The organism is Serratia microhaemolytica, assembly GCF_004011885.1.
GTDB classification, from domain to species: domain Bacteria; phylum Pseudomonadota; class Gammaproteobacteria; order Enterobacterales; family Enterobacteriaceae; genus Serratia_G; species Serratia_G microhaemolytica.
The window spans coordinates 38,709-50,795 of the sequence record NZ_SBEF01000009.1 but is presented as its reverse complement, the minus strand read 5'-3'; the positions used below and the strand labels follow the sequence as shown (position 1 = coordinate 50,795).

Sequence of the window (12,087 nt, the reverse complement as noted above, 5' to 3'; positions counted from 1 at the left end):
ATGGCAATGAGCAACATTCTGTTAGTGGATGATGACCGCGAGCTAACCTCGCTGTTGCAGGAGTTACTTGAAATGGAAGGGTTCACTGTTGTGGTAGCACATGATGGTGAACAGGCGTTGTCGCTGCTTGATGATAGCATCGACCTGTTACTGCTCGATGTGATGATGCCAAAGAAAAATGGTATCGAAACCTTAAAGCAGCTACGCCTACACTATCAGACACCGGTGATGATGCTCACTGCTCGCGGCAGTGAGCTTGATCGGGTACTTGGCCTGGAACTGGGGGCCGACGACTATCTGCCAAAACCGTTTAATGATCGCGAGTTAATCGCACGCATCAAAGCCATTCTACGCCGCACCACTGCCCGCGAACTGCCACTACAGAAAGTGAGTGAAAACCACATATTACAGGTAGATGCACTGACACTTTTCCCCGGCCTGCAGGAGGCAAGATTTGAAGGGGATGTGCTCGATCTGACCGGTGCCGAATTTACCCTACTTTGTCTGTTAGCCCAACATGCCGGTCAGGTAGTGTCACGTGATCTGCTTAGCCAACAGGTGCTCGGTAAACGTCCGCTGCCGTTTGATCGCGCGATTGATATGCATGTTTCCAATTTGCGCCGAAAGCTACCGGCACGTAAAGATGGCCTGCCGTGGTTTAAAACTCTGCGTAATCGAGGTTACCTAATGGTATCAACGCGATGATCAACAGCCTGACAACACGCATCTTCGCTATCTTCTGGTTTACATTGGCTCTGGTGCTATTGCTGGTATTAATGCTACCGAAGCTCGACTCTCGCCAAATGACCGAGTTACCGCAGAGCGAACAGCGGCAAGCTGGTATGCTCAAACAGCATGTTGAGACCGAATTGCAACAACAGCCGGCTGATGAGCAGTGGCTACGTCGGCTGTTTGGTGCCATTGATAAATGGGCTCCACCCGGACAACGCTTGCTACTCGTGACGGCTGAAGGGCGGATCATCGGTGCACAACGCAATGAACTGCAAGTTGTTCATCATTTTATTGGCCAATCGGGCGACGCAGAACAACCGAAGAAGAAAAATTATGGCCGTGTTGAGCTGGTCGGCCCCTTTTTGGTACGTGATGGTGAAGATCAGTATCAACTTTATCTGATCCGCCCAGCCACCAGTTCACAATCTGATTTTCTCAACCTGATGTTTGATCGGCCACTACTGCTACTGCTGGTCACCATGCTTATCAGCGCGCCGCTGCTATTATGGCTGGCCTGGAGCTTGGCCAAACCGGCACGAAAATTAAAACAGGCGGCCGATCAAGTCGCCCTCGGTAACCTGAAACTGCATCCAGAATTGGAACATGGACCACAAGAGTTTGTTGCCACCGGAGCCAGTTTTAACCAGATGATCAGCGCGCTGGAGAGAATGATGACCGCGCAGCAACGCTTGATCTCCGATATGTCACACGAGCTACGCACCCCCCTCACGCGCTTACAACTGGCAAGCGCACTAATGCGCCGCCGCCGTGGTGAATGCCGCGAACTGGCACGCATTGAAACCGAAGCACAGCGCTTAGATAGCATGATTAATGACCTGTTGGAACTCTCACGCGGACAGCAAAAAAGTGAACTGATACGTGAACGGCTAACTGCCAATCAAATCTGGGCAGAAATGCTAGAAAATGCAAAATTTGAAGCGGAACAAATCGGTAAACAGCTCAACATTGTTACACATCCGCCAGCACTGGTGATCTATGGTAATCCGGCCGCACTGGAAAGCGCACTTGAGAATGTGATACGCAACGCCCTGCGCTACTCTCAGCAACAGATCGAAGTGACCTTTGCCAATGACGAGCACGGGATCACCATCACTGTTGATGATGATGGCCCTGGCGTTAGCCCGGAAGAGCGCGAACAGATTTTCCGCCCGTTTTACCGCACCGATGAAGCACGTGATCGCCAAAGTGGTGGTAGCGGCCTTGGCCTAGCGATTGTGGATAGCGTAGTGAAACAGCATCGTGGTTGGGCGCGCGCAGAACAAAGCCGATTGGGCGGATTGCGATTACTGATCTGGCTGCCATTCAATTAACCCTAACGCTGCAATATTTTTGTCCATATTGTGATCACCAGAGAGTGACTAGATGTTAAATATCGTGTTGTTTGAACCAGAAATACCGCCCAATACTGGCAATATCATCCGACTGTGCGCGAATACCGGCTTCCAGTTGCATCTGATTGAGCCAATGGGCTTTCCTTGGGATGATAAACGTCTGCGTCGAGCCGGTCTGGATTATCATGAATTTACCCAAGTCAAGCGTCATGCCAACTATGCTGCCTTCCAGCTCAGTGAAACACCACAACGGCTGTTCGCATTGACCACCAAGGGCTCGCCAGCACACAGTGCTGTTAACTACCAGGCTGGCGATTACCTGCTATTTGGCCCAGAGAGTCGTGGCCTGCCCAGTTGCATCCTGGATGCTCTGCCAACACAACAAAAGATCCGTATTCCAATGCAGCCACAGAGCCGCAGCATGAACCTCTCTAATGCTGTTTCGGTGGTGGTTTATGAAGCCTGGCGACAACTGGAGTATGCCGGAGCATTACTGCGCAGCTAAACCGCATCGGGCTGGGCAGTATCACGAGAGTTTCTGTCACCGTTCGATAAGTTATCAACACGGCTTCTGCATATACCAAGGTGACAACCCGCTGCAACTTCAAACCATAAGTGTATATACTGTGCGCCAGTATCGTTTCAATTCTCTCGTCCCTTTGTTGGAGGAAAACCTATGCGTCATCCCTTGGTTATGGGTAACTGGAAACTTAACGGCAGCGTCAAGATGACTAACGAACTGATCGCTGCACTGCGTAACGAAGTCAGCAGCATCAATGGGTGTGAAGTTGCTATCGCCCCCCCGGTGATGTACCTCGATATTGCCAAGCGTGCCTTGGGCGGCAGCCGCATTGCACTGGGTGCACAAAATGTTGACACCAACCTCAGCGGTGCTTTCACCGGTGAAATCTCTGCCACCATGCTAAAAGATGTTGGTGCGCAATATATCATCATCGGTCACTCAGAGCGCCGCACCTATCACTCAGAAAGCGATGCTGCAATTGCAGAAAAATTCGCACTACTAAAGACTGCGGGTCTGATCCCTGTGCTCTGCATTGGTGAAACCGAAGCAGAAAATGAGGCAGGCAAAACTGAAGAAGTCTGTGCACGTCAGATTGACGCAGTACTGAAAACCCAAGGTGCCGCTGCATTCAACGGCGCAGTCATTGCCTACGAACCCGTCTGGGCGATAGGTACTGGCAAATCAGCCACACCTGCACAAGCTCAAGCAGTGCATAAGTTCATTCGTAACCATATCGCCAAACAAGATGCTGCGGTTGCAGAGCAGTTGATCATTCAGTATGGCGGTTCTGTTAATGACAAGAATGCGGCAGAACTGTTTGCCCAACCAGATATTGATGGCGCACTGGTCGGTGGCGCTTCACTAAAAGCAGATGCCTTTAGCGCAATAGTGAAAGCAGCCGCAGCAGCAAAAAACGGCTAATGCTTTCCAAGCTGACTATTTGATTGCTAGGCAGGCTCAACGCAGAGTGTCACTCGGCCAGTTTTCATCAGGGCAACCTTCGTGTTGCCCTATTCGATCCCGCTAACAGCACAGTCAGCAGCTCAACATCCCGTAGCCGGTATAGACAAAGCAACTCAGTCATTGAACCGAAGTGCTGAACTCACCGGTAGAGCAAAAACAGCATAACAAGGTTATAAAACATGGAGATACATCGACTCGAATCGTTAACCCAATTCACTCAACGCTACGTTGCATTGTGGCAACAGCGCTATGGTCATGCACCTGCCAGTCACGAGCTATCTGGCCTCGCTTCACCCTGTATAGTCGAAAATCGCGATGAGTGTGTTCTTTGGCTACCCCAGCCGTTTCTGCCCGCAGCAACATTAAAACAGGTGGAAACTGCGTTCGACATTGTACTGAGACCCGAAGGACATGCTTTTTATACTCAACAGTATGCTGGTGATATGCCTGCCCAATTTGCAGGGCAAGATCTGACACTACTGCAAGTCTGGAGCCAACAGGACTTTATCCGCTTACAGCAAAATTTGATTGGTCATCTGGTAACGCAGAAAGCACGCAAACTGTCGCCAACCCTTTTTTTAGCCACCGTGCCAGCCGAGACTGCCGTGATCTCGCTGTGCAACATCAGTGGCAATGTGCTTCTTGAACAGCTTGGCAGTACTCAACGGCAACTGTTATCACCTTCACTGGCTGATTTTTTATTGGTACTGCAGCCGATTTGCCCAGATTGATCGATACGCTCGTTGCACACAAAACGCGCGACTAACCTCGTAATCGACTGAAAATAATAACCGTTTCTACTGCAGGTTAAAAAACAAACATGATTTTTACCTATATTGGTGATCACTATCAGCATAATCTTGGTTTTTTACTTAACGCATCGTGAGATATGTCTTACATGACATGTAAGACATCGCTATTAATTTTCCATTTAATAAAATCGTAATTTAATATAACATTTTGATTTAAATTAAATTAAATTATTTTATTGCCAGCACTTGCATTACTCGTTTCTGTAATCTACCCGCCGTTACCTTGTGATGAAACAGCAAATAAGGGATTCTATCTCTACCGGCAGGGACCCCGGCGGAGAGGAAAACGTTAGGAAAACGTCTCTCAAGGAGAGAGAAAAGGGATGCACTCAGGATGAGGAAAAAGGAAGCGCTTAGGAAGAGAGCAAGGAGGCACGATAAAGAGGGATGGAAGCTGCTCAGGATGAGAAAAGAGGATGCACTTAGGATGAGAGAAAAAGGATTGCTGTCAGGATGATAGTTTGGAATATTCAGGGTAGATAATAGGGACACCTCCAGGAAGGAGATCGAGAGCTGGCATGGGAAGGTCGGCAGGTCAGGAGGCCAAGGAAAGCATCGTTTTGATGTTATCGGATAAGACAAGGATTGTTTGGCTAGGATGGCCAAGGGGAGTGTTAGTGGAGTAGGTAGGGAGTATCTTGTAGCGGGATTGCTGCGAAAAGAATTGGGGGCACTGTGCTGAACAGTGCCCCCCGTTTGCTTTTGTGGATTGACTTTTTTTAGCAACACCTGTCAGATCAGTGCTAAGTCAATTCAGCAGATTTCAAGGTGAACAAATGAAGCAGATCGTCTACGTCGCTAGCCCGGAAAGCCAGCAAATCGATGTTTGGCAGTTAGCCGACTCAGGCACACTGACCTGGTTGCAGACCGTACCAACACCGGGACAGGTGCAACCGATGGTGCTTCATCCTGAACGCCACACTCTATATGTTGGCGTTCGCCCCAGTGCGGCGATTGTCAGCTATCAGATCCAAGCTGATGGTTGTTTGCAGCAAGCAGGTGTGGCCTCACTGCCTGCAGGGCCGACCCATATCAGTACCGATTTGGCTGGCGATTACCTGTTTGCCGTTTCTTACAGTGGTAACTGTCTCAGTGTTAGCCCGATCGCCGACGGTGCTGTGGTTGCTGAACCGATACTGAAAATTGATCAGTTAAATGCTCCTCACTCTGCCAATTTTGATGCCGCCACCCAGCGCCTGTGGGTACCTTGTCTGAAAGAAGATGCGATTCGGCTGTTTGATTTTAGCGCCGATGGGCAACTAATCCCCCATCAACCTGCAGCATTGCAAGTCGCAGCCGGTGCTGGACCACGCCATATGGTGTTTCATCCAAACCAACGTTTTGCTTATTGTGTGAATGAGTTAAATGGTACGGTAGATCTCTTTTGCCGTGATGATCAGGGTCATTATCAGCACCAGCAGAGCGTGAACATGATGCCTGCCGATTTCAGCGGTACCTGCTGGGCAGCCGATATTCATCTCACCCCCGATGGCCGATTCCTCTACACGAGTGATCGCACCACCAGCCTACTAGCAATCTTTAGTCTCTGCTCACAGAGTGGCCAGCTAACCCTGCTCGGCCATCACCCGACTGAGCAACAACCTCGCGGTTTTAATCTTGATCATAGCGGTCGTTTTGTCATCTCGGCTGGGCAAAAATCTGGGCATATTGCTGTTGATCGCATCGATACCAACAGCGGTTTGCTAACTCATCTGGCCCGCTATCCTGTCGGCAGCGGGCCAATGTGGGTCTGCTTGCTACTGTTAGCTGACAGTTAGAACAACTTTGCTGAGCCACTATGCCAGTAGCGCTAATCCAGATTGATCGCTATCATTAGCGCCGTTTGCAACGATCCTGCGAGTATGGCTATGAACGGTAAGATCACACAATTTTTTCCTGAGAAAGGCTTTGGCTTTATCACTGATGAACACGGTGATAATCGCTATTTTCATGTGGTGAAGGTGCAAAATCCTGAGTTGATCAAAAAGGATGCCTTGGTAACCTTTTCGCCAAGCAGTAATGATAAGGGGCTATCGGCTCATACAGTAAAAGTGCTACCCGCCAGCAAATACATTACCATTGCTAACGAAAAGATTAAGATCAGTGCGATCAAAAGTTATCAACAGTTCACCCGTCAGGTGCCAGCTAAGATGGCGGTAGATAAAGAAAATACCGTTCTTTCGGTGGGGTTACTGATGAATCGTATCAGGCCAAATGTCGATCCTAACGCGACTGAGACGGTAAACATGCTGTCGATCGAGACGTTTCACGGTGCAAGCTACACTTTTTCTGAACTGGAGATCGACATTACTGAGACACTACAGGCGCTGCGATCGCTACCACTACAACAGATCAAAAAATAGTTTTTCAACCAATGTTCCCTGACGAACAGCACGATAAATGGTGCTGACCGTCAGATCACACCAAGGCGAGTAGATTTGCAAACCGACGACAGAACGCCAGTATCACTGGCGTTCTATCATAGCGCACGATACAGAGTTACGTTACAACACAGTCATTCAGTTATAACGCAGCAATCGCTGCCTGCTGCTCTTGTAACTTGATCTGGCCCTGTTTGCACACTGCCAACCGCTCACGCTCTTTCGCCACTACCGCTTCCGGCGCACGAGCGACAAACCCCTCATTGGCCAGTTTGCCTTCAATCGCGCTAATCTCCGCACTCAGTTTTGCCATCTCTTTCGCCAAACGGGCAATTTCAGCCTGTTTATCGATAAAACCGGCCATTGGGATCAACAACTCAGCCCCCTCCAGCAGTTTCGTCACCGAGAGCGGCCCCTTATCACCATGAGGTAACAGCGTGATCGAGCTGAGGCGAGCCAATTTCTCGACAAAGCTCTGGTTCTCTTGCAAACGGCGCTGAGTGTCAATATCCGCATTACGCAACAAGACATCCAGTGCTTTACCTGGCGCAATGTTCATCTCTGCGCGAATATTACGCACCGCAGTGATTGCTTGTTTGATCCACTCCAAGTCGCTTAATGCCTGTGCATCATGCCACTCATCGTGTGGTGTTGGGAACGCTTGTAGCATGATGGTGTCAGCCGTAATGCCTGTGATCTGCTTAACACGTTGCCAGATAGTTTCCGTGATAAATGGGATGATCGGATGTGCCAAGCGCAGTAATGCTTCCAACACCGTGATCAAGGTGTGGCGAGTGCCGCGCTGTTGTGCCGGGTTGCCATTGCTCAGCAGCGGTTTGCTCAGTTCCAAATACCAGTCGCAGAACTGGTTCCAGGTAAATTCATACAGGATATTAGCTGCAATATCAAAACGGTAGCTATCAAGCGCTTCACGATAGCTTTTCACCGTGCGGTTAAATTCGGCCAAAATCCAGCGATCGGCCAGTGAACGCTGAAGCTCCCCACCCTGGAAACCACAATCGTGCTGCTGGGTGTTCATCAGCACAAAGCGGCTGGCATTCCACAATTTGTTGCAGAAGTTGCGATAGCCTTCCAGTCGTTTCATATCCCAGTTGATATCACGCCCAGTTGAAGCCAGTGCAGCAAGTGTAAAGCGCAACGCATCCGTGCCGTGCGGCTCGATACCATTTGGGAACTGTTTTTCCGTACGCTTGCGGATCTTCTCAGCTAATTGCGGCTGCATCATGTTGCCGGTGCGTTTTTCCAGCAGATCCGCCAGTGAGATGCCATCGACCATATCGAGCGGGTCAATGACATTCCCTTTCGATTTGGACATCTTCTGCCCCTCTTCATCGCGGATCAACCCCGTCATATAGACTGTTTTGAATGGCACTTGCGGTTTGCCATTTTCATCCTTGATGAAATGCATGGTCAGCATGATCATGCGGGCAATCCAGAAGAAAATAATGTCAAAACCACTGACCAACACGCTGGTGGGATGGAATGTCTTCAGCGCTTGCGTCTGCTCCGGCCAGCCAAGGGTAGAGAATGTCCATAGCCCGGAAGAGAACCAGGTATCGAGCACATCATCGTCCTGCTTCAGTTCCAAATCCGCCGGCAGTTGGTTCTCTTGCCGTACTTCCTCTTCACTGCGCCCAACGTAAACATTGCCCTGCTGATCATACCAAGCGGGAATACGGTGCCCCCACCAAAGCTGGCGTGAGATACACCAATCCTGAATATCACGCATCCAACTGAAATACATGTTCTCATACTGCTTGGGAACGAACTGGATCTGCCCCTGTTCGACCGCTTCCACCGCCACTTTCGCCAACGGTGCAGTACGCACATACCATTGATCGGTCAGCATTGGCTCAATCACCACTCCACCACGGTCACCATAAGGCACCGTGAGATCATGAGGTTTTACCTCATCCAGTAAGCCTAGCTGTTCAAATGCCGCAACCACTGCCTTGCGTGCAGCAAAACGCTCAAGACCGCAGAATTGTGCTGGCAATTCGCTGCTATAGACAGTGCTCACTTCACCGGCACTGTCGAATACTTCTGCCTGTTGACGTATTTCACCATCAAAGGTGAGCACATTGATCATAGGCAGAGCGTGACGTTTGCCGACTTCATAGTCGTTAAAATCGTGTGCAGGGGTGATTTTCACACAGCCGGTGCCCTTCTCCATATCGGCGTGTTCATCAGCCACAATCGGTATCCGACGCCCTACTAACGGCAGGATGATCTGTTTGCCAATCAGATCCTGGTAACGTGGATCTTGCGGATTTACCGCCACACCGGTATCGCCCAATACCGTTTCAGGCCGTGTGGTAGCGACAACCAGATAATCCTTGCCTTCTGCTGTTCTGGCACCGTCTGCCAGCGGGTAGCGCAGATGCCACATTGAACCTTTCGATTCACGGTTTTCCACTTCCAGATCAGAAATCGCAGTGCGCAGTTTTGGATCCCAATTCACTAGCCGCTTGCCACGGTAGATCAGATCCTGCTGGTAAAGACGGATAAACACCTCTTTTACCGCATTCGAGAGTCCCTCATCCATGGTAAAGCGCTCGCGCTCCCAATCCACTGAGTTACCCAGACGACGCATCTGGCGGGTAATGCTGCCGCCGGACTCCGCTTTCCACTGCCAGATTTTTTCGATGAAGGCGTCACGCCCATAGTCATGACGGGTTTTACCCTCTTCAGCGGCTATTTTTCTCTCCACCACCATCTGGGTGGCGATCCCGGCATGGTCAGTACCGGCTTGCCACAAGGTATTTTTACCCTGCATACGCTGGTAACGCGTCATGGTATCCATGATGGTTTGCTGAAAAGCATGGCCCATATGCAGGCTACCGGTCACATTCGGTGGCGGTATCATGATGCAGAAGCTTTCTTTACTGGTGTCACCATTCGGTTTGAAATAGCCCTGTTTCTCCCAGTGATCGTAAAGTTTTTGTTCGATCTGGCTGGGGTCATAAGCGGTATCAAGATGATCTGTTGCAGGATGAGTGTTTGTCTTTTCCATTTTATATCGCTGAGTTATGAGTTGGCGGCATGGCCGTAGTCAAATGGAAGCCGACGCTGCGATAAGTTTTATAGCGTTCGCGCGCCAACTGTTTCAAGTTCTCTGGGTAAGGCACAAAGTCTACCACTTGATGGAAAGCGGTAGCAAAATCTGCAAACTGCCCCTGTAAGGTAATCAACACATCACGCGGGGCATTATTACGTTTGCCTGGCCAGCATAATTCAACCGGAGCGCCAAAACCCGGCCCTTCGCCAACCAAATTATGCGGCACAAACTGTGGCGGTTCACGCTGCCATAACGCCTCATCAAGCCGCAGTGCCTGCTGCTGATTGTCACAGGCGATCAATACCCGCAGCCCCGCTCGCCAGCGCTCTGCGGCAATCTGACAGGCTAACGCCTCATGAGCACTGAGTTCACCACTCATCTGGTCATGTTCGAGAAGGTAAAAAGTCACCTGTTTCATCGTAGTTCTGCTGCCCTGAGGTTAAAAGTGTAGCCCGTTACTCATCATCACGGAATCCGGCACGATTGAACAGAAACTGTGCCAGCAAAGCCACTGGGCGGCCAGTTGCGCCTTTCGCTTTACCTGAACGCCAGGCAGTACCAGCAATATCCAAGTGTGCCCAGTGATATCTGCGCACAAAACGTGACAGGAAGCAGGCTGCAGTAATGGCTCCGCCAGGACGCCCCCCCACATTCGCCATGTCGGCAACGTTCGAGTCAAGCTGCTCGTTGTACTCATCTTGCAGTGGCAAACGCCAGGCACGATCACCCGTCTGCTCAGAAGCGGTCATCAACTCATGTGCGAGCGGATTGTGGTTTGACATCAATGCCGTCAAGTGGTGGCCAAGTGCAATCACACTGGCGCCTGTCAGCGTGGCCACATCGATCACCAGTTCTGGTTCAAAACGCTCGACATAGGTCAGCGCATCACACAGTACCAGACGCCCTTCTGCATCGGTATTCAATACCTCAACAGTCTGGCCTGAAAGCGTGGTCAACACATCCCCAGGCCGGTAGGCGGCGCCGGCAGGCATATTTTCACATCCGGCCAGAACACCAATCACTTTCAGTGGTAACTTCAGCTCGGCAATCACACGCATCACACCATAAACCGCCGCCGCACCACACATGTCGAATTTCATCTCGTCCATGCTTTCTGCCGGTTTAAGCGAAATACCACCCGAATCGAAAGTGACCCCTTTACCCAACAGGACAATCGGTTTAACCGAAGGCTTGGCGGTGCCCCGATAATCAATCACCGACATCAATGACTCATTTTGTGAGCCAGAACCGACGGCCAGATAAGCATTCATCCCTAAATCCCGCATCTCCTGTTCACCAATCACCCGTGTGGTAATGTAACCACTAAAGTTGTCTGCTAACTGACGCGCTTGGGAAGCCAGATAAGCGGGATTACAGATATTCGGTGGCATATTGCCAAGATCTTTCGCGACTTTGATACCCGCCGCAATCGCTAAGCCGTGTTTGATCGCCCGTTCGCTGCGGTTTAGGTCACGCCGGCTGGGCACATTGAGGACAATTTTACGCAGTGGCCGACGCAGTTCTACACGGTTACTTTTCAACTGATCAAACGAGTAGAGTGACTCTTCTGCGGTCTCCACCGCATAACGTACTTTCCAGTAGGTATTGCAGCCCCTGACATGCAACTCCGTCAGAAAACAAACTGCCTCCATCGAGCCGGTTTCATTGAGCGTACTGATGGCTTTCTGGATCACCTGCTTGTATTGGCGTTCATCAAGATCACGCTCTTTACCACAGCCAACCAGCAAAATACGCTCAGAGAGCACATTTGGCACATGATGTAACAACAGCGCCTGTCCTATTTTTCCCTCCAGATCACCTCGGCGTAATAAGGCGCTGATATATCCGTCACTGATCTTGTCTAGTTGCTCCGCGATAGGTGACAGGCGGCGAGGTTCAAATACTCCGACCACAACGCACGCACTACGCTGTTTCTCCGGACTACCGCTTTTTATACTGAACTCCATGCATTCTCCTGAATCTTAAAGACAGCCATCGATGCGACAGCTAGAATAAGTTCTTCTGCTGTCAGCTTCGGTTGTTAGAGGAGCTAACAAAGTTAGCTCGAACGGCGTAAACTATTGCGTTTTGAAAACCATACTCCCAAATGATGGCAAAACAGCGCCAACACCCTCATAATCTGGGTATGATTTTTTTTACGATCTCTGTGACCCACAGGCGCGGTCATCGCTAGTCAGCCTGCTGTTTTCCCCCTGACTTTAGCGGTCGGTGTGGTCAGGTAATG

The 12,087-nt window shown here is 50.3% G+C and carries 10 protein-coding genes; 7 read left to right on the top strand and 3 right to left on the bottom strand.

Annotation, left to right across the window (positions count from 1 at the left end; genetic code table 11):
* Positions 1 to 6 precede the first annotated feature (6 nt).
* The 7 genes from cpxR to EOJ37_RS05610 all read left to right on the top strand — a co-directional run bounded on the left by cpxR (position 7) and on the right by EOJ37_RS05610 (position 6,745).
* The gene (cpxR, locus tag EOJ37_RS05640) at positions 7 to 705 is read left to right on the top strand and encodes an envelope stress response regulator transcription factor CpxR (protein WP_127958721.1); all 699 of its coding nucleotides are present in this window, start codon (positions 7 to 9) and stop codon (positions 703 to 705) included.
* Entirely contained in the window at positions 702 to 2,063 is a 1,362-nt protein-coding gene (gene cpxA / locus EOJ37_RS05635; RefSeq protein ID WP_127958719.1) for an envelope stress sensor histidine kinase CpxA, read from the top strand. Before cpxR ends, cpxA begins: the two co-directional genes overlap by 4 nt.
* Positions 2,064 to 2,115: 52 nt before the next feature.
* A complete protein-coding gene (trmL, locus tag EOJ37_RS05630) occupies positions 2,116 to 2,589 on the top strand; it encodes a tRNA (uridine(34)/cytosine(34)/5-carboxymethylaminomethyluridine(34)-2'-O)-methyltransferase TrmL (protein WP_127958717.1) in 474 nt (157 codons plus the stop codon).
* 171 nt (positions 2,590 to 2,760) lie between these two features.
* Complete coding sequence (tpiA, locus tag EOJ37_RS05625) at positions 2,761 to 3,528, top strand: triose-phosphate isomerase (RefSeq protein WP_127958715.1); 768 nt, start codon at positions 2,761 to 2,763, stop codon at positions 3,526 to 3,528.
* Between the two features lie 221 nt (positions 3,529 to 3,749).
* Positions 3,750 to 4,301, top strand: a complete 552-nt coding sequence (gene syd / locus EOJ37_RS05620) for a SecY-interacting protein (protein WP_127958713.1) — start codon at positions 3,750 to 3,752, stop codon at positions 4,299 to 4,301.
* A gap of 857 nt (positions 4,302 to 5,158) precedes the next feature.
* Positions 5,159 to 6,160 (top strand): 6-phosphogluconolactonase, encoded by a 1,002-nt coding sequence (gene pgl / locus EOJ37_RS05615; protein ID WP_127958711.1) that lies wholly within the window; start codon positions 5,159 to 5,161, stop codon positions 6,158 to 6,160.
* Between the two features lie 90 nt (positions 6,161 to 6,250).
* Complete coding sequence (locus EOJ37_RS05610) at positions 6,251 to 6,745, top strand: cold shock domain-containing protein (RefSeq protein ID WP_127958708.1); 495 nt, start codon at positions 6,251 to 6,253, stop codon at positions 6,743 to 6,745.
* A 160-nt stretch (positions 6,746 to 6,905) separates the two neighbouring features.
* Here EOJ37_RS05610 and EOJ37_RS05605 read toward each other — a convergent pair whose 3' ends face one another.
* The 3 genes from EOJ37_RS05605 to pepA are packed head-to-tail and all read right to left on the bottom strand — an operon-like array spanning position 6,906 to position 11,809.
* On the bottom strand, positions 6,906 to 9,797 hold the full coding sequence (locus EOJ37_RS05605; RefSeq protein WP_127958705.1) for a valine--tRNA ligase: 2,892 nt from the start codon (positions 9,795 to 9,797) through the stop codon (positions 6,906 to 6,908).
* Between the two features lies 1 nt (position 9,798).
* Positions 9,799 to 10,260 (bottom strand): DNA polymerase III subunit chi, encoded by a 462-nt coding sequence (locus tag EOJ37_RS05600; RefSeq protein ID WP_127958703.1) that lies wholly within the window; start codon positions 10,258 to 10,260, stop codon positions 9,799 to 9,801.
* 37 nt (positions 10,261 to 10,297) lie between these two features.
* The gene (gene pepA / locus EOJ37_RS05595) at positions 10,298 to 11,809 is read right to left on the bottom strand and encodes a leucyl aminopeptidase (RefSeq protein WP_127958701.1); all 1,512 of its coding nucleotides are present in this window, start codon (positions 11,807 to 11,809) and stop codon (positions 10,298 to 10,300) included.
* Positions 11,810 to 12,087 lie beyond the last annotated feature (278 nt).

Bases quoted from the DNA above. Each gene is read 5' to 3' on its own strand.
- cpxR (WP_127958721.1), top strand. From the start codon at position 7: ATGAGCAACATTCTGTTAGTGGATGATGACCGCGAGCTAACCTCGCTG.
- cpxA (WP_127958719.1), top strand. From the start codon at position 702: ATGATCAACAGCCTGACAACACGCATCTTCGCTATCTTCTGGTTTACA.
- trmL (WP_127958717.1), top strand. From the start codon at position 2,116: ATGTTAAATATCGTGTTGTTTGAACCAGAAATACCGCCCAATACTGGC.
- tpiA (WP_127958715.1), top strand. From the start codon at position 2,761: ATGCGTCATCCCTTGGTTATGGGTAACTGGAAACTTAACGGCAGCGTC.
- syd (WP_127958713.1), top strand. From the start codon at position 3,750: ATGGAGATACATCGACTCGAATCGTTAACCCAATTCACTCAACGCTAC.
- pgl (WP_127958711.1), top strand. From the start codon at position 5,159: ATGAAGCAGATCGTCTACGTCGCTAGCCCGGAAAGCCAGCAAATCGAT.
- EOJ37_RS05610 (WP_127958708.1), top strand. From the start codon at position 6,251: ATGAACGGTAAGATCACACAATTTTTTCCTGAGAAAGGCTTTGGCTTT.
- EOJ37_RS05605 (WP_127958705.1), bottom strand. From the start codon at position 9,797: ATGGAAAAGACAAACACTCATCCTGCAACAGATCATCTTGATACCGCT.
- EOJ37_RS05600 (WP_127958703.1), bottom strand. From the start codon at position 10,260: ATGAAACAGGTGACTTTTTACCTTCTCGAACATGACCAGATGAGTGGT.
- pepA (WP_127958701.1), bottom strand. From the start codon at position 11,809: ATGGAGTTCAGTATAAAAAGCGGTAGTCCGGAGAAACAGCGTAGTGCG.